This window comes from Sandarakinorhabdus sp., assembly GCF_032115815.1.
Taxonomy (GTDB): domain Bacteria; phylum Pseudomonadota; class Alphaproteobacteria; order Sphingomonadales; family Sphingomonadaceae; genus Sandarakinorhabdus.
Genome location: NZ_JAUMBI010000120.1, coordinates 29,627 through 47,335, shown reverse-complemented (window position 1 = coordinate 47,335; position 17,709 = coordinate 29,627). Strand labels below are relative to the sequence as shown.

15 protein-coding genes are annotated in these 17,709 nt (G+C 63.4%); 2 read left to right on the top strand and 13 right to left on the bottom strand.

Features of this window, described 5'->3' with window-relative positions; genetic code table 11:
* Positions 1-1,334, top strand: a 1,334-nt coding sequence (locus RT662_RS07420; protein WP_313670072.1) for an alkyl sulfatase dimerization domain-containing protein, incomplete at its 5' end; no start/stop codon positions are given.
* Between the two features lie 32 nt (positions 1,335-1,366).
* Here RT662_RS07420 and RT662_RS07415 read toward each other — a convergent pair.
* The 6 genes from RT662_RS07415 to RT662_RS07390 all read right to left on the bottom strand — a co-directional run bounded on the left by RT662_RS07415 (position 1,367) and on the right by RT662_RS07390 (position 9,598).
* Positions 1,367-3,487 carry an FAD-dependent oxidoreductase gene (locus RT662_RS07415; RefSeq protein ID WP_313670071.1) on the bottom strand — a complete coding sequence of 707 codons (2,121 nt, stop codon included), beginning with the start codon at positions 3,485-3,487 and terminating at the stop codon, positions 1,367-1,369.
* Positions 3,484-4,599, bottom strand: a complete 1,116-nt coding sequence (locus tag RT662_RS07410) for an alkene reductase (RefSeq protein ID WP_313670070.1) — start codon at positions 4,597-4,599, stop codon at positions 3,484-3,486. The genes RT662_RS07415 and RT662_RS07410 overlap by 4 nt, the downstream gene beginning before the upstream one ends.
* Before the next feature lie 9 nt (positions 4,600-4,608).
* Positions 4,609-7,149, bottom strand: coding sequence for a TonB-dependent receptor domain-containing protein (locus RT662_RS07405; protein WP_313670069.1), 2,541 nt, complete (start codon positions 7,147-7,149; stop codon positions 4,609-4,611).
* Positions 7,150-7,329: 180 nt separating this feature from the next.
* A complete protein-coding gene (locus RT662_RS07400; RefSeq protein WP_313670068.1) occupies positions 7,330-8,409 on the bottom strand; it encodes a Rieske 2Fe-2S domain-containing protein in 1,080 nt (359 codons plus the stop codon).
* A gap of 119 nt (positions 8,410-8,528) precedes the next feature.
* The gene (locus RT662_RS07395) at positions 8,529-9,029 is read right to left on the bottom strand and encodes an Lrp/AsnC family transcriptional regulator (RefSeq protein WP_313670067.1); all 501 of its coding nucleotides are present in this window, start codon (positions 9,027-9,029) and stop codon (positions 8,529-8,531) included.
* Positions 9,026-9,598: an Lrp/AsnC family transcriptional regulator gene (locus RT662_RS07390; RefSeq protein ID WP_313670066.1), complete on the bottom strand. Its 573-nt coding sequence runs from the start codon at positions 9,596-9,598 to the stop codon at positions 9,026-9,028. Before RT662_RS07390 ends, RT662_RS07395 begins: the two co-directional genes overlap by 4 nt.
* A 139-nt stretch (positions 9,599-9,737) precedes the next feature.
* Here RT662_RS07390 and RT662_RS07385 point away from each other — a divergent pair, with 139 nt between their 5' ends.
* Positions 9,738-10,493, top strand: coding sequence for an SDR family NAD(P)-dependent oxidoreductase (locus tag RT662_RS07385; protein WP_409530143.1), 756 nt, complete (start codon positions 9,738-9,740; stop codon positions 10,491-10,493).
* 2 nt (positions 10,494-10,495) lie between these two features.
* On the opposite strand, the gene RT662_RS07380 is transcribed toward RT662_RS07385, so the two are convergent.
* The 7 genes from RT662_RS07380 to RT662_RS07350 all read right to left on the bottom strand — a co-directional run bounded on the left by RT662_RS07380 (position 10,496) and on the right by RT662_RS07350 (position 17,612).
* On the bottom strand, positions 10,496-11,233 hold the full coding sequence (locus tag RT662_RS07380) for an SDR family oxidoreductase (protein WP_313670065.1): 738 nt from the start codon (positions 11,231-11,233) through the stop codon (positions 10,496-10,498).
* A 52-nt stretch (positions 11,234-11,285) separates the two neighbouring features.
* Positions 11,286-11,576 (bottom strand): hypothetical protein, encoded by a 291-nt coding sequence (locus tag RT662_RS07375; protein ID WP_313670064.1) that lies wholly within the window; start codon positions 11,574-11,576, stop codon positions 11,286-11,288.
* Positions 11,576-13,087: an amidase family protein gene (locus tag RT662_RS07370; protein ID WP_313670063.1), complete on the bottom strand. Its 1,512-nt coding sequence runs from the start codon at positions 13,085-13,087 to the stop codon at positions 11,576-11,578. The genes RT662_RS07375 and RT662_RS07370 overlap by 1 nt, the downstream gene beginning before the upstream one ends.
* The gene (locus tag RT662_RS07365; RefSeq protein WP_313670062.1) at positions 13,084-14,184 is read right to left on the bottom strand and encodes a Rieske 2Fe-2S domain-containing protein; all 1,101 of its coding nucleotides are present in this window, start codon (positions 14,182-14,184) and stop codon (positions 13,084-13,086) included. The genes RT662_RS07370 and RT662_RS07365 overlap by 4 nt, the downstream gene beginning before the upstream one ends.
* 13 nt (positions 14,185-14,197) lie before the next feature.
* The gene (locus tag RT662_RS07360) at positions 14,198-15,082 is read right to left on the bottom strand and encodes an amidohydrolase family protein (RefSeq protein ID WP_313670061.1); all 885 of its coding nucleotides are present in this window, start codon (positions 15,080-15,082) and stop codon (positions 14,198-14,200) included.
* A gap of 2 nt (positions 15,083-15,084) precedes the next feature.
* Positions 15,085-16,623 carry an AMP-binding protein gene (locus RT662_RS07355; protein WP_313670060.1) on the bottom strand — a complete coding sequence of 513 codons (1,539 nt, stop codon included), beginning with the start codon at positions 16,621-16,623 and terminating at the stop codon, positions 15,085-15,087.
* A gap of 113 nt (positions 16,624-16,736) precedes the next feature.
* The gene (locus tag RT662_RS07350) at positions 16,737-17,612 is read right to left on the bottom strand and encodes an SDR family NAD(P)-dependent oxidoreductase (protein ID WP_313670059.1); all 876 of its coding nucleotides are present in this window, start codon (positions 17,610-17,612) and stop codon (positions 16,737-16,739) included.
* Positions 17,613-17,709: the final 97 nt, after the last annotated feature.

Genomic DNA, 17,709 nt, shown 5'->3' with positions numbered 1-17,709 from the left:
GCGAATGGATGATCGCCGGCACCGCCATGGGTCGGCGCGCCTTCTATCAGTTCGGCTATTTCCTGCCGCGAGGGCCGCAGGCGCATGTTGGCATGGGCATGGGCACGGCGATTGCGGCCGGCAAACAGGTTTTGGTGCCGCCAACGCTGGAGATCGAGCGCACCGGCCAGAGTGTCACCATCGATGGCGTTGAACTGGTGTTCCAGATGACGCCGGGGACGGAGGCTCCGTCCGAATTCAACGTCTGGCTGCCGGCGCTCAAGGCGATGGTCAACTCGGAAACCGCGACGGGCACGCTGCACAATGTCCAGACCTTGCGCGGTGCCAAGGTGCGCGATGCCAAGGCCTGGTCGGAGTATCTGACCGAAGCCGTGCGGATGTGGGGCGACAAGGTTGAGGTTTTGGTGACCTCGCACCACTGGCCGCGCTTCGGCAATGGGGTGATCCGCGAGCATCTCGGGCGGCAGCGTGATGCCTACAAGTTCATCCACGACCAGTCGGTGCGGCTGATGAACATGGGCGAAACCCCCGACGAGATTGCCGAGCAATTGCAGCTGCCGGCGCCGCTGCGGAGCGATTGGGCCCTGCGCGGCTTCTATGGCACCGTCAATCACAACGCCAAGGCTGTCTATGACCGCTACATGGGCTGGTATGATGGCGTTCCGGCCAATCTGAACCGCCACCCGCCGGTGGAACGGGCCAAGCGGCTGGTGCAGGCCATGGGCGGGCCGGCGCGGCTGCTGCAGGAAGCAAAGCGGGCCTTCGCCGCCGGCGATTATCGCTGGTCGGCAGAACTGGCGCACAATGGCGTTTTTGCCAATCCCGAGGACAGGGCCGCGCGCGCCGTTCTGGCCGACAGTTATGAGCAGCTCGGCTATCAGGCGGAAAGCGCGGTGTGGCGCAACATCTACCTCACCGGGGCCCGCGAGCTGCGCCAGGGCCATCCGGACACGGTTCGCGAAACCGGGCCGAACTTCCTCAGCCTGGCGACCCCTTTGCACAATTTCATGGATCTGGTGGCAACCACGCTCGTGCCTGACCGGGCCGGCACGACAACCCTGGCCTTCAACCTGATCGACAGTGGCACCGGTGATCGCGTGGCGGTGCGGCTGGCCAACCAGGTGCTGGTGACCGAACCGGGGCAGACCCATGCCGATGCCCCGACGCTGACGGCGCCCAAGCCGATGATCCTGGGCATCCTGTTCGGCGCCCTGCCGCTGGACGCCGCGCTCAAGAGCGGCAGAGCGCAACTGGCCGGTGATGGCAGCCAGATCAGCCAGCTCGTGCCGATGCTGAGCCGGCCAAGCCTTGATTTCAACATAGTCGAGCCCTGATCGGCGCCGCGGGCGGTGGCCGGGCGGCGCGATCACAGCCCGGCCAGTTGCCGCACCGCCGCACGGGCTCCGCGCATGGCCCCCTCGATGTAGCCAACACCACCCGCATCGCCGATGAGCTGGACCTTGCACCCGGCAGCCGCCAGCGCATCGGCCAGCGTGCTGTCCCCTGTGGCGCCACGGGCCACGATCACCTGATCAGCCGGCACCACCTGCAGTTGGTCCTTCAAAAGGAAGCGCACCGCATCGGCAGTGATGGCAATATCCTTGACGCCCTTGCACAAGGTCACCCCGTGGTGGGCCAGTTCAGGCACGATGCGCATGCGCCTGACCACGGTGAGGCCGCGGCCCAGCACGGGCGCTTCATCAACCACGGTCACAGTGCGGCCGCGTTCGGCCAGGAACTCGGCCAGTTCAAGGCCAACCAGTTCGCCACCGATCACGACAATGCGCTGGCCAAGGGGCATCCACGCCCGGCTCGCCAGCCGGGCCCTGGCCGGATCGGTACTGAGACCGGTGGCCGCACCGACTTTGGTCAACAACCGCGTCAATAATCCGGTCTTGCGCGCAATATCCTCGCCATGATCGCCCAGCAGCAGACCGCGCAGATCGTCACCAGACAGGACGTGGGGCAGATCACTGCCGGGCAAATCCGGCATGGCGCGGCGCGCGCCTGTCGCGACAATCACCGCATCGGGTTTCAAGTCTGAAAGCAGGGCAGGCGTCGCCTCCACACCCAGACGGACATCAATCCGAGCCTCGGCGACCCGTGCCTGCAGCCAGTCGAGCAGGCGGCCATTCGGCTCATAGGCGAGTGCCGCAAAGCGCAAGGTGCCGCCCATCAGGCGGCTGCGTTCCAGCAGGGTCACCCGGTGACCCTGCCCGGCCAGCAAGCGGGCGGTCTCCATGCCGCCGGGCCCGGCACCAACCACCACGACATGGCGACGGTCCGTGGTGGCAGGCAGGTCGCCCTCGTGCTCGAACGCCAGATCGGTGTTGACGGCGCAGCGGACGTGGCTGCCGGCATAGATGGCGCTAACGCAGGTATAGCAATAGATACAGGGCCGGATGCGCGCGGCATCACCACGACAGACCTTGGTGGGGAGCGCCGGATCAGCCAGCAGCTTGCGGCCCATGGAGATGAAATCCGCCTGACCGGACTGCAGCGCGCGCTCGGCGGAATCCAGCTCGATCCGACCGGCGGCAAGCACGGGAATGTTGATCGCCGCCCGGATGGCGGCGGTGGCCGGCAGGTTGAAATCCTCGATATGAGGGATGTTGGATTCGCTGTGCAGTTCACCCTTGCCGGTCTCATGATAGGCCGAAACCGAAATGGCATCCGCACCGGCCGCCTGGGCCTGGCTGGCGGCAAGGATGGCATCATCAAGCGTGATGCCGCCATCCTTGCCGACTTCGCGCGAATCCAGCTTCACAATGATCGGGAAATCAGGGCCGACACGGCGGCGGACTTCGGCCAGAACTTCGCGCAGGATGCGCAGGCGGTTGTCGATACTGCCGCCATATTCATCGGTGCGCGTGTTGGTCTTTGGCGAGATGAAGGACGACAGGAGATAGCCATGGCCGGCATGGATCTCCACTGCATCAAAGCCAGCCCGGCGAGCCCGGTCGGCGGCATCGCCAAACTGGCCGACTACGTGCGCGATATCCTGCGGTGTCAGCAATTTCAGTTGCGGCGGCTTCATGCCGGCAAAGGCAGTCATCTCTTCCGGCAGGAAGCTTGACAGGAAATTGCCCGCAGGCGGCGGCGGCACCGATGGGGCCCACAGGGGATGATCCCACCGACTGGAATAGCCAGCCACCAGGCCGCCATGATGCAGCTGGGCCGCGATGCGGGCGCCATGGGCATGAACCCGTTCGCACAGGTGTGTGAGGCCTGGCAGGAAGCGATCATCGGAAATGGCCGTCTGCCGCCAGGTGACGGCGCCCACCGGCCAGGCGACGCCTGACACGCCGCAGATGATCAGGCCAACCCCGCCGGCAGCCTGCGCCTCGTGATAGGCGATCAACTGTTCGCCGGCCGACCCGTCTTCCTCAGCGAGGCTCACCCCCATGGCGGCAACCACCATGCGGTTGCGCAAGGTCAGGCGGCCAATTTGGCCCGGGCTGGCGAGATACGTGTGGCTGGCTGTCATGGCTGCATCACCGGATAATCCGTGTATCCCCGATCCTCGCCCACATAGAAGCCGCGCCGGTCGGGCCGGGCAAGCGGCGCTCCGGCCGCCAGTCGTGCAGGCAGATCGGGATTTGCGATGAAGGCCCTGCCAAAGCTGACCGCGTCGGCTCGGCCCGACGCGATCGCCGCAGCACCGCTGGACCGATCGAGATTGTTGTTGGCAATGATGGGCCGGCGGCCGTGGCGCCGCAACCAGGTCAGGACGTCGAATTCGGGTAGGGACATGTCGACCACGTGCACATAGGCGAGGCCCAGTTGCTCCACGCCGTGCAGGAACGGCGCGAAATTGGCTTCGGGATCGTCAACGGTCATGCCGTTGTAGGGGTTGCCGGGCGAAATCCGCACCCCCACCCGGCCAGGCCCGACGACGTCGGCCATGGCCCCCAACACCTCCAGCGGGAAGCGCGCGCGCCGTTCGGGTGATCCGCCATGATCATCGTCACGGCGGTTGCTGGCCGGATTAAGGAACTGGTTGATGAGATAGCCGCTGGCCGCGTGCAGTTCGACGCCGTCAATCCCGGCCGCCCTGGCGCGGCGCGCGGCGTCTGCAAACTCGGCCACGATCCGCGGCAGTTCGTCAACCGCAAGGGCGCGGGGCATGGCACAGGGCTGCGGCGTGCCATCGGGGCCGGGCACCGGATCAGGGCAGGCCAGCGCACTGGGCGCGACGACGTCTGCTGCATAACCACGATTGGCAGGCACCACGACCCGCCCGCAATGCATCAGCTGCATGACGATGCGCCCGCCAGCGGCGTGGACCGCATCGGCCACCCGCGACCAGGCGGCCTGCTGGGCCTCGTTCCAGATGCCGGGCGTGCGCCAATAGCCCTTGCCCTCAGCGCTGGGCTGCACGCCTTCGGTCACGATCAGGCCGGCGCTGGCGCGCTGGGCATAGTGCAACGCCACGAGATCGCCGGGCACATCACCGGGCCCGGCGCGACCACGGGTCATCGGGGCCATGACAATCCGGTTGTTCAACGCCAAATCGCCAAGCCGCACCGGCGCGAACAGCGCCGATGCGGCCAGGTCTTCCGTGCCTGTTGTGGCGAACGCGGCGTCAACAGGCGTCATGGCAGCCGATCAGAAGGCGATGTCGAGGGTCATGCCATAGGTGCGCGGATCACCGAAGATCACCGAGCCAAACCCGAGCTGGCCAAAGTCGATGCCGCGGTTGACATAGGCCTGGTTGGTCAGGTTCTTGCCCCAGAAGGTCAGGGCAGCATTCTTCACCGGGCCAACCTTCAGGCCTTCGAAACGCAACTGGGCGTCAAGCAGGCTGCGGGCATTGCCGCGGATCTGATCGGCAAAGGGCGTGTTGAGCGGGTTGCCGAAATATTCCTGGCTGGAGACATAGGACCAGCCGACACGGCCGACCATGCGGACATCATCCTTCAGCGGCACGCGCACGTTACCGGCAAGGTTGCCCGTCCAGGCCGGTGCGTTTCCAGGAGTCGCAGATGAGGCAATGTTCACGGTCGCACCCGTTGAACTGGTGCCGGGGAAGTTCCTCACCCGTGGGACGACGTGTCCAACACCGCCATCAATCGAGAACATGCTGCTAATCCGCAACTGGCCCTCGATTTCAAAGCCGGTATATTCGATCTTGCCGGCGTTCACGACCTGGGTACCAAAGCTGCCGCCGCCCGTGATCGGGATCGGCACCGTGGCCTGCAGGTTGGAATAGTTGTTGTGGAAGACGGCCGCATTGATGCGCAGGCGGTTGAACAGTTCCAACTTGGTCCCGATCTCATAGGACCAGATCTTTTCCTCTTCAAAGGGGATCAGGCCAACATTGTTGGCCACGCTGGTCGACTGGCGCAGGTTGAACCCGCCCGAGCGATAACCTTTGGCCACGCGGGCATAGAGATTGACGTCATCGGTCGCCCGATAGTCCACGGTCAAGTGACCGGTGGGCGCCGAGAAGCTGACGTTGCGCTGGTTCAAAGCCACCTCGGCACCGGTGGTCGGGGCAGCCCCGTTCTGGAAGCGGTCAACCCACTTGCGATCCCATGTGTAGCGCAGGCCAAGGGTGACACCGAGCTTGCTGTCGAGCGATTCCGGCCGATAGCTGGCCTGCCCGTAGACAGCGACCGAACGACCACCCGCACGATAGCCAAGTGTCGAGCTTTGGACAACGGCGCGGAACCGGGCTGGGTTACCGGCCTGCAGCAGCGGCGCGAGAGCACCAAAGTTGGCGCTGCTGAACACCGCCTGGTTGGTGTCGAGCACGAAGGCGAAATCCTGCGGGTTCCGCTCATAGCCGCGCTCGCTGTAGTAGAAGGTGCCCAACACCCACTGGAAAGGCCCATCGCCAGCCGAGATCAGTTCCAGTTCCTGGCTGAATTGGGTCTGGCGGCGATCATTGCTGGCCTGGAACAGCGGCTGGGTGGTCGTGGGAACGGACTGCGACGCCAGGAAAGCGGCGGTGCCCGCCGGCTGGAACAGCGCCAGCGTCGATTGCGGCAGCCCGTTCAGCGTGGTGGCTTGGGTGAAGGCGGGACCCCGGATAGTGCCCAGGCCATCGAGATCACTACCCTCGATCACGTTTCGCCACTTGCGCCAGCTGGTGCTGCTGCGGATGGTCACGGCCTCACCGCTGTATTCGAGGCGGGTCAGATTGCCCCAAATGGTGTCAGTGGAAGGGCGGGCTTGGTCGAGGCACAGGCTGGACAAACGCTGCGTGGTCACCGAGTTGAGCGGCGCACCGCATTGCGGCTGCACGGCGGTTGCCGCCGCCAAATAGCCCCGTACATTGGCCGGCTGCACACGCGGCACCTGCACGCCGTCTATGACGGCATTCGGCCGGAACACGCCGTCGCCAACACCCGTCAACTGGTTGGCCATTGGCACGCCCTTGGTTCGGGTCCAATCGAAGGTATTGCTGATCTTCAGGTTGTCGGCAACATCCCAAACGGCAGCAACGCGCGCCGTATCAGTCTTGAAGCCGCCAGGATCCAGCGCGCCGTCAGGCTGGAGGATGTTGTCCACCACACCATCGCGGCGACGGTGCAAGTAGGAAGCTGACAGACGCAACGCGTCGCCGATGCGCCCACTGTTGATCGATGCGCGAACCATGCGCTGGTCGAAATTGCCGAGACCTCCGCGCAAGGCAAAGCCGAATTCCTCGGCCGGAGCCTTGGTGACGAAGTTGACCGCGCCGCCGGTCGTGTTGCGGCCGAACAGCGTGCCTTGCGGACCGCGCAGCACTTCAACCCGCTCAATGTCCGCAACCTCGAAGGTCGAAGCGGAAGAGCGACCAAGGTAGACGCCATCCAGGTACATGCCGATCGGGGAGTCGAAGCCCATGCTTTCATCGGCATTCGTCGGAATCCCGCGGATCGTCACCACGGCCGCAGCGGCGTTGGTGGTGCCGCCATTGACCGCGATGTTTGGCGCAATCGCGGACAAGTCCCGCGCTTCAGTGAGTTGCCGGAATTCAAGCTGCTCCGACGTGATGGCCGAAATCGAGATCGGAACCCGCTGCAGACTTTGGCTGCGGCGTTCGGCTGTCACCACGATTTCCGGAATACCTTGGTCCGTTTCGGCGGCGGCTTGCTGCTGGGCAAGCGCGGCTCCCGATGTTCCGGCCAGCAACGCGGTCACGACGATGCGCGTGATCATCCCTTTATCCTCCCCTTCGCTCTGCCGAACACGCGCCCAGCTTTGCTGCAGGGTCTTCGCGTCGGTAGTTTACATGAATGACGGAAAGCGCAATGACGGTCAAACTGTTTTACGCATTATCGGCCACACAAGCTACGCATGCGATATTTTGCGTAACCAATTGTCAGGGGTGTTGCGCTTTTACGCCACTTTTCCCCAAGGGTCGCGTTGCGTGCCCCGCGTGGTCACGACTCCGTTGACCCGCGCATGGAACTCGCCGGCCCGGGCGCGCGAATTGAAGAACTGGCGATACCAGATCCTGACCTTGCCAAACGGCCCATCCCCTGGCACGGCCAGCGGCTGCAAGCACGGCCGCTTGTGAGCCCAGATCTCGAAATCCTGCGCGAAGGCAACGCGCCCCGCCTCCTCGTAGCCGCGCGCTGCGGCGAGATCGTCCACGCCCGGCTCTGCCGCGGCCACTTTCACCGCCAGCCCGTACCAAACCTTCACCAGACCATCATCAACCGGCGTGTGGGTGATCAGCATGAGGCTGGGATACTCACCAACCATGGTGGACTGGAGAATGCCCGGCCCCGTGTACCACGTGTCATTTGTCATCGGACCGGCCCCGCTGCCCGCCAGCGTCTTGTGTCCCGCCGTCAGAACCTGGCGGACGACATGGCCGTCAAAAACATTGTCAAAAAGCACAAGGTCAACAGACCCGTGCACGGGCTCCAGGTGACCCTTGTCGCAGATATTGTCGACAATCTCCTGCGGGTGACAGGCCAGCTCGCCCAAGCAGGCCACGTTCCAGTTGACCCAATGCGGCGCGCCGGCATGCTCAAAAGCGGGCAATTCGTAATCCGGGTCCCCACCTTCAATGTCATACCAGACCCAGAGACAGCCAGCCCGCTCGACCACGGTCCAGCTTTTCAAGCAAGCCGCCTTGGGGATGGGTGCCGGTGAATACGGGATTTCGTTGCAACGGCCGTCGGGACCAAAGCGCCAGGCGTGATAAGGGCACCGAATATTGTCCCCCTCTACATGCTTGCCGTCCGTCACGACATAGGACGTCGTGTTGCGGGCAAGATGGGTTCCCATGTGTGGGCAATAGGCCTCCACAAGGAACACCCGGCCGGAATGGCCGCGATACAGTACCATTTCTTGGGCGAAATAGCGCACTGCCAAGGGTGTGGTGGTAGCATCGGCGGACGTACCGATCATGAACCAGCCACGGGGAAAAGTGAATTCGCCCAAGCCATATTCCACTGTCGTCGCCATCTCGCCGTCCTCCCTTTAGAGAAGATAGCAAGAGCGTAACTCTAGGGCAATGGCTTGAACGAAAAAAGCGTCACTTCGGGTCTTTGACCATGATTATGCGTAATTTCTGTGAAGGCTACCTACGCATCATCGTCAGCGTCCGCCGACGGCAGGGGAGCGGCCGTGATTCGCACGACGCGTGGATCGTACTTGAAGGTCTTGACCGCAATGGACGTCTCGACATGGTGCACGCCGGGCAGCGCAAGGATGCGGTCCGACGTCTCCAGGACAAGGCTCTCCAACTCGTCGAACAGGCAGATGGCAAGGATGTTGAATTGCCCCATCGTCACCATGACCGCATTGACCTGTGGGACATCGGCGATTGCCTTTGCAACTGCGCGCACATCAGCCACCTGCGCCTGAACACCAATGAATGCCAACCGCGCCGCGCGATTGATACCGAAGCCGGTGATGGCGGTAAACGCAATCAGCCGTTCTTCCTGCAACCGCTTGATGCGACCGCGGACCGTACCCTCCGTCACGCCCAGGTCAGCCGCGATACGCCGATTGGACACACGCGCGTCTTTGGCGAGAATACCGATCAGCTGGCGGTCGAGATCATCCAGTTGCGGAACGCTCATGAAGCTGCACGATCCTCTATGGGGGCGACGTCAAATTTGTACTTGATGACATCGACCGCAATCGCCGGCAGCATCGAACGAATTCCGTGCACCTGGCCAAACTTGTTGAACAACAAGGCGGGCAGCTCGTCAAACTCGTGGAGCACCACCAAGAGGTCGATGTCGTAGCGACCGGTCACCAAGTGGGCCGCAAACACCTCCGGAAACTGCGCGAGTTCGGCCGCCACGTCAGATGCAGGCCGACCCTCGACCTCAATTGCCACCTGCATCAGCACATTGTAGCCATGTGCCGAAAAGTCGGAAACGGCCACCACGCGCAGTTGATTGGCCTCCTCCATGCGGCGGATGCGGGACGAAACAGTGGTCGCCGTCAGACCCAATTGATCAGCGATCTGCTGGTTGGAAGAGCGGCCATTGCTGCGCAGCTGCTCCACGATAGCGCGGTCGATGTCGTCCAGCACGAATTCCTGTCCCATTGCGGCATTACGCCAGCCACCCCACGGCGTGGCAAGTGCTTTTGGCAACGCGAGCCGGCACCGATTGACAGCGCCACCAGCGTCGAGCAGCATATTTGCGCATACACAGGATAAAATCGCCAGTAAATTGGCGTCATTCGTATCAATCGATTGTGAACTTTACGCAATCATCAAATTCGATGATATTTGCGGGCAAGAAAGGAGCAGGCGAATGCAGCGGCTGTCTGGCAAGGTGGCGCTGGTCACGGGCGCGGCCCGCGGGATCGGAGCAGCCATCGTGTCCCGGTTCCTGTCCGAAGGCGCCCAGGTCATGGCCAGCGATGTGCTTCCGGTTTCTCCTCATCAAAGAAGTGCGCAACTGGACGTCGCCACGCTGGACGTCACCAAGTCAGGGCATTGGGCCGAGGCGATCGCGCAGACGGAGCGACGATTCGGCCGGCTCGATTGCCTGGTCAACAACGCAGGCATCATCCGGTTCAGTCGATTTGATGATCTGGACGAGACCATGATGCGGCAGATCATTGATGTGAACCTGATCGGCACGATGCTCGGCTGCCAGGCCGCCATCCCGGCTCTGGAGCGGGCCGGCGGCGGCACCATCATCAACATGAGCAGCGCTGATGGCCTATCGGGCGCCAACTCACTGACCGCCTATTGCGCCTCGAAGTTTGGGGTGCGGGGATTCACCAAGGCGCTGGCCATGGAGTTGGGTCCGCGCCGGATAAGGGTGAACAGCATCCACCCCGGCGGCATCTTGACAGAGATGGCCAACCCAGGCGGCATTCCGCGTGATCTCTATGACCGCGGATATTGGATCTACCCCGCCCAGCGATCCGGTGATCCGGCCGACGTGGCCGCTGCAGCGGCCTATCTCGCCTCCGACGATGCCGCCTATTGCATCGGCACCGAACTGTCGGTCGACGGCGGATTGAACGCCGGGCATTACTACATGACGATGCCCGGTGCGCCGAAAAACCCAAACGCCTGATCTCAATCGCGCATCTGGGCACCGCCGTTGACGTGCCAAACCTGCCCGTTAACCCATTCGCCATCTTCTGAAGCGAGAAACGCAACGGCTGCCGCAATATCGACCGCCTTGCCGAGCCGTGTGTGCGGGAGGGCCTTTAGGGCACGGGCGGTATATTCTTCGGTAAGATGCTGGGTGACTGCCTCGGTCAGCACGACGCCGGGACAAATGACATTGGCCCTTATCCCCTTCTTGCCCCACTTGCTGGCAACGTGGCGCGCCAGCGCATGGATGGCATTCTTGGTCATCGGATAGGCCACCTGCCACGGCGCGCCACCCGAAGCGGCCCCCGAGGACGTGAAAATCATGGCGCCGCCGCCTCCAGCCAACATCACAGGCAGCGCCGCTTGGGTCGCCAGAAAATGGCTCTTCGTGTTGATGGCGAAGCTGCGTTCCAGCACCTCCACAGAGCAATTGAGGGCGTCGATGTCACCCTGCGTGCCACCTGCGAGATTGGAATGATAAATATTGAGACCGCCAAAATGCTTGACTGCTGCGTCGACAATGCCTGCCTGCGAGGCAGCATCGGTGCCATCCAGGCGAACCGCAACGGCCCGACCGCCATCAGCATTGATGGCGGCGGCCACAGCCTCGCCTTCCTCGACCAGAAGGTCGCCAATCACCACGGACGCACCTTCCGCCGCCAGGCGACGCGCTGTTGCAGCGCCAATGCCGCGTGCGCCGCCGGCCACAATGGCCACCTTGTCTGCCAAACCCCGCATCACATCATCTCCCCAGCAACCAGCCTGACCATCACATCACGGCGCGCAGCAAATAGGGTATGCCGGCCACGCCCAGCAGCCCGGCCTGGCCCCAGCGCGCCAGCGTCGGCGACTGGTGGTTCCAAAGGCCGAGCGAGCCAAAAGCCCCGGTGGCGCCAGCGCCATCAATCCAGATGCCGGTCAAGCCGGCAAAGCCCAGCAGACCAAGGACGCGCATGAAAAGACCAGGTCGGTCCTTGGCCACGGGATTGCGCAGGCCGGCCAGGCCAGAGAGACCAATCAGGCCGATCAGGCCGACAAAAGGCGCGAGTGTGTCGAGCATCAGAGCTTTGGCCTTCTTTGTGCCCAGGGCTGGGCGGCTTCCAATTGCATGGCGAGTTGGAGCAGGCCGGCCTCGTTGCCATAGCGGCCGGTGAACATCACGCCCAATGGCAGGCCATCGCGACTGGTGCCCAAGGGCACCGACATGGCGGGCTGGCCGGTCAGGTTGGCGATCTGGGCGAAGGGTGTAAAGGCCGCAGCACGCTGACCCCACGTCTGGAAATCACAGTCTGGGGACAGATTGATCTGGCCAAGTGGCAGCGGCGGCGTAGCCAGGGTAGGCGAGATTATCATGTCATGCGTTGCGAGGAATTGCGCCATCGTCAGCGCGGCGGTCTGCAGCGAGTTGTTGGCCCGCGCCAAGTCTCGGCCACTAACGGAGCGCCCATAGGCCAGGAAGGCCAAGGTGATTGGTTCCAGAACATCCGGCCCCGGCGCGATGCCCAGCAGCTTTGCGCGGTCTTCGATATCCGCAGCAACGGCCGAAGAAATAATGGCAAAACTGGCCATGCCAATGGCAGCCGGGTCGATGGCGGGCGCGGCGATCTCCACATGGTGACCAAGTTGTTCACACAACCGGGCGGCCGCCTCTGCAGCGGCCACGCATTGCGGGTCCACCGGGCTGCCGCTGAATGGCCGGGTCATCAGGGCCAATCGCAGCGCGCGCGGCTTGCGCCGGGCAGCGGCCAGGAAGCCCCCTGCAGGCGCCGGCGGCGCGCTGTAGCGGCTGCCCGGCTCGATGCCGGCCGTCACGTCCAGCAGGGCCGCGGAGTCGCGCACAGACCGCGTAACCGCATGGTGCGCGGAAAGCCCGCCCCAGCCCTCGCTGCGGGGTGGCCCCATCGGCACCCGGCCCCGACTGGGCTTCAGGCCGAACAGGCCACAACAGGCAGCGGGGATACGGATGGAACCACCGCCGTCGGTGGCATGGGCGACAGGCACCACGCCGGCCGCCACCGCCACGGCAGCACCGCCCGACGAGCCGCCAGCGATGCGGTCCGGCGCCCAGGGATTGCGGGTGGCGCCAGTAAGGCGATTTTCAGTGGTTCCGGTCAGCCCAAATTCCGGAGAGGTTGTCTTGCCGAAGATCACCAACCCGGCGCGCTGATGGCGCAACACCAGTTCGGAGGTCGCGTTTGCCCGAAAGCCCTTGAACAGCCGGCTGCCGCCTTCGGTCAATTCACCGTCGATATGGGTGTTCAGATCCTTCAGCAGGAACGGGACGCCGCCAAACGGACCTGACGGCGGCTGTTCGACAAGCTGGCGGTGGGCACGGTCAAACAGGCGCTGAGCCAAGAAGGACAGGCGAGGATCAAGTGCTTCAGCCCGCGCGATCGCCGTATCCAGCAGTTCGCGGGGCGACAGCTTGCGGGCGCGCACCAGGGCTGCAAGGGCCAACGCATCATGCTGCAGCAGGTCATCACCGGGCAACGACCCGGTCGCCGCCAGTGTCGGCGCCGCCGCCAAAGCGGCCGCCCCGGCAAGGACGGCGCGACGGGTCGGTTCGCTCATTCCGCCGCCAGCGCCGCTGGGCCAGCGCCCGGCGTGATGTAGAACTTGGCGTACCATTGCCGAAATTGGGCGATGGGACCATCACCAGCACACACCAGCGGCTTGTCCAGGTAACGTTGCCGATCCCACACGACCTTGTCCTGGTCAAACTGCTTGCAAATGTCCTTGATTATGGCCCGGGCAGCGCCTGCCCTGGGGCCGGCGGCCTGTGCCTTGGGCTGCGTGAAACAAAAACGCGCCACGCAATGATCCTTGTCGACCGGCGTGATGCAGGCGATGAGCAGGGTTTCGGAGATACCAGTGAAGCGCGTGTAGCTTTGGCCGGGCCCAATATTCTTGTAGGCGATTTCACCGTTCACTTCGCCCTGCGGCGTGCCAAGCCGGACGAAGAGGCGCGCAGACCGCCAAAAATGGTCCCAGGAAAACTCATAATCCGGCACGTTGGCAGCGCCGTGAATATATTTGAAATGGGCGGCATCAACCCCGTTTTCAGCCATGTTTTGCAGGTTGCCCCACACATTCCATTCAAACACATCATAATCGGTCCACGCCAGATCGGTGGCCTCGGGCACATGTTCCACCTCCCACAGAGGCGCGGCACCTTCGGGATGATACCAGAACCAGATCCAGCGGTTGGCCTCGACGACCGGCCATTGGGTCGGGCACGGACGCTTCACTTGCGGCGGGATCGTGCGCGAGTAGGGAATATGCTCGACGATACCCTCGCCGTTGTATTGCCAGGCGTGGAAAGGGCATTCGATATTGTTGCCATTGACCTTGCCGCCATGGCCCATGTGGGCACCGAGATGCCGGCAATAGGCATCGAGCATCCGCACTTGGCCATCCTCGCCGCGCCAGATCACCAGGTCGGTGCCGAAATAGCGCAAGGGCCGCACCTCGCCGACCGCCAGTTCAGCAGAGAGAAGCGCGGGGTACCAGCCAAACGGGTAGGGCATGTCGAGGTTGCGTTCAGCCGCGCTGGGGCGGCCCGTCACCTCCGCCGTGCGCCAGGCCAGCAATTCCTCCCGGCTCATGCGTTCCAAGACCTGCCAGACCGCCACCGGGGGCGTGCGGGCATCGGTGGTTTCACTACTCATGGCTCACACCTTTTCAGATCAGGTTGAAGACGCGGCGCGCATTTTCGCGCAAGAACTTGGGCCAGACCTCGGGCTTGAAGGGCACCTTGGGCATGTCCGCAAAGATGCGGTCCAGCGACAGGCCCATCGGGAAATAGCCGGCATAGATAATCTTGTCGGTGCCGCGGGTGTTGGCAAAATCGATGATGGCCTTGGGATAATGGCGGGGCGCAAAGGCACTGGTCGAATAATAAAGATTGGGCCATTTGAGCATGAGCTTGACGGCAAGGGCCTCCCATGGCTCCGCACCGTGGCGCATCACGATCTTCAGATCCGGGAAGAACCAGCACACCTCATCGAGATACTCGACCTTTTGCGTGTCCATGGGGATGCGGGGACCGGGAACACCGACGTTGAGGCACACTGGCAGGCCCAGTTCGCTGGCCACTGTGTAGAGCGGGAACATATACTTGTGGTTGAGCGGCACCTGCGGACAGGTGCCCGCGGGGAACACGCTGATGGCCGACAAGCCCACTTCGGCATGAATGCGACGGATGCGGGCCACCTCAGCCATGCCATCATTAGGATTGCAGGGCAGATCGAAGAAGAAACGATCGGGGAATTCGGCCTTGGCGCGGCGCGAGGTTTCATTGTCATTCCAGCCGACAAGCGCCTTCTCGATCCCGAACCTGTCCATCTGCGCCACCGTCCAAGCCACAAAATCGCCGGGATTGCCGGTTTGTGGCACGTCTTTGAACATGTACTGGGCGGGCATGGAGAACTGCTTGAGCGTCTCTGCGTCCTTGATCAGCGGCCGGAATGCGGCAAACCAATCGGAACGATCCTCGGCTTCGGGAATGCCCAGCATGCAATCGATGATGCCAAGTCCAGCCGGGATCGGGTTGGTTGTGTCGCTCATGATTACTCTGTTCCCTTGGTGGCGGCCAGCGCCGACCATCGGTCGCGCAGCTGCACCTTGTCGATCTTGCCCACGGCATTGCGGGGCAGCGGATTGTCGGAGAAGATCACTTGGCCGGGCGCCTTGTAACGCGCCAAGGCGTCGGCAACCCGGGCAATGATGGTGGCTCCATCGAGGCCATCGGCCACCACAATAGCCACAAGCAATTCCCCGAGCCGCTCATCCGGGATGCCGAACGCTGCGCATTCGGACACCTCCGGCATTTCGTTGATAACGCGCTCCACCTCGGCACAATAGATGTTCTCGCCGCCAGAGATGACCATGTCCTTCTTGCGATCGACGATGAAGACATAATCCTCCTCATCGATCAGCCCGATATCGCCGGTTTTCAACCAGCCGTCCGGGGACAGAACGGCTGCAGTCTCCTCGAGGCGACCATGATAACCCTGCATGACCATATCGCCGCGCACGACAATCTCGCCGGCTTGCCCACGCGGCAGCGGTTGACCATCCTCGCCAACAATCTGCATCTCGACCAGCGGCAGAACCCGTCCGGCCGAAGCACGCTTCCGGATGAAATCCTCGCCGATTGCCATGGAGAGACTGCCGGAGGTCTCGGTCATGCCATAGCCAGTGCCCATCACCGCCTGCGGGCAGGCCTTGCGGATCGCCTCCAGCAAATTGATCGGCAGCGCCTGGCCACCGCTTGAAACGCTGCGCAGCGATGACAAGTCGGCGGCGGCCACGTGCGCACGGTTAAGCACATCCCACAGCATGGTGGGTACAGCGGTAAACTGGGTGACCTTTTCCGCCTCGATCAGGCGCAGCGCCTCTTCTGGATCCCAGCGGCGCATGATCACCAGCTTGGACCCGGAGAACATAGGCGAGAGAAAGGCCGCACCCAGACCGGAGATATGGAAGAGCGGAAACACCACCAGCACGGCCGCCTGCGGCATGGCCGCGATGATCTGTTCCGGGCTGATGCCCAGCTGTGCTGCCTTGTCGTGCAGGATCATCAGACCCGACAATTGCATGGCCATGATGCCAGTGATCAGGTTCCGTTGCGTGAGCACGGCACCCTTTGAGCGCCCGGTGGTCCCTGACGTGAAAAGGATGACTGCAGGGTCATCGGCGCGGCACGGCACCGGCGGCGGCAAGGCGTGCGCCGCCGGCGGCGGAAAATCGCTTGCCAGGAGCATTGGCCCGCCATGGCCAGCCGCCATCAGCAAGTCGGCCCGCTCGGCGTCAGCAATGACAAGAGCGGGGGAGACCTCGGCTACAGCCGCCGCATGCTCTGCAGGCGACCCTCGGCTGTTGGCCAGTGCCGGCACGCCACCCGCCCGCCACACGGCGAGGCACGCGATAACCCATTCCACCCGGTTGCGCATCGAAATGACCACTCTGTCACCGGGGGCAATGCCCAGCAGCGGGACAAGCGCGTCCCGGCGGGCGAACACATCGGCGTAGCTGTACCGCTGGTCGCCTTCCACGATGAAAGTGGCATCGCCATGCCGGCGCGCCGCCTCGATCAGCAGGTTCACATCAGGCGGCAGCGCCGTGAAATGCTTGCGGCCATCCTGCTCTGCCATGGCAAAGGGCTGACCGGGCGCCGTCAGGCGCTGCAGGATGGGGTCGACGGGGGCTTCAGCCGTCATCAGTACACCGCCGCAGGGTTTTTCGGGCGGGGATCACCCAGCATGTCCCGGTAAGACGGCCGGTCATGGCCGCGATCCTTGACGCCCAGCGCCGCGGCAATCTCGGCCCCAACCAGTGTCTGTCCGGACAATTCATCCCGCTGCGGCGATGCATCGACGCCGTGGATGATGTGAGCGGTGAACTCCGGGTTTTCGGCGCTGGCAATGAAATCGCGATACTGCTCGGGATTGGTCTGGCTCGCGATAAGCGAGCGTTCGGTCACCAGCGGCCCCATCCAGATCGAGACGGCAATCACCCCGGTCCCGCGCAGATCATGCTCCATGTCATGTGCAAGCTTGTCCACCCCGGCCTTCTGCGCGCCATAGGCCGGGCCATGCATATAGCAGGAGCCGCCAAACGAAGAGCCAAAGGCGATCACACCGCGACCGGCTGGCACCATCATCCGCGCCGCGTGCCAAGCAGCGACATAAGCCGAGCGCAGACCAACATCGAGGATGCGAACAGCGTCGAGTTCCTTTTCCCAGAACGGCTTCTTCTCGATGAGTTGGTGGTGGATGAAGGTCGCATTGTTGACGAGCACATCAAGGCGACCAGTCTCGCTTGCAATGCGTCCAAACAGATCTGCAATCTGGGCATCGTCGCCATGATCGCACATCACTGGAATGCCACGGCCACCGGCCGCCGTCACCGCCGCTGCGGTTTGCGCCACGGTGCCAGGCAGGACAGTGCCATCCCAACCGCGCGCATCGCCCGGCGCCTTGGTGCGGCCGGTCACATAGACCGTATAGCCCAACTCGCCAAAGCCGCGGGCAATGCCGGCGCCAGCGCCGCGACTGGCACCGGTGACCAGCGCCACCCGTTCATGATTGGGCATAGACCCTCCCCGTTCGCAACGCATATCGCGCTTTTTTTGGATTATTGACCACAAAACGCGAAATTGAAAGCCCCTTTGCGCTACGCATTATGCGATT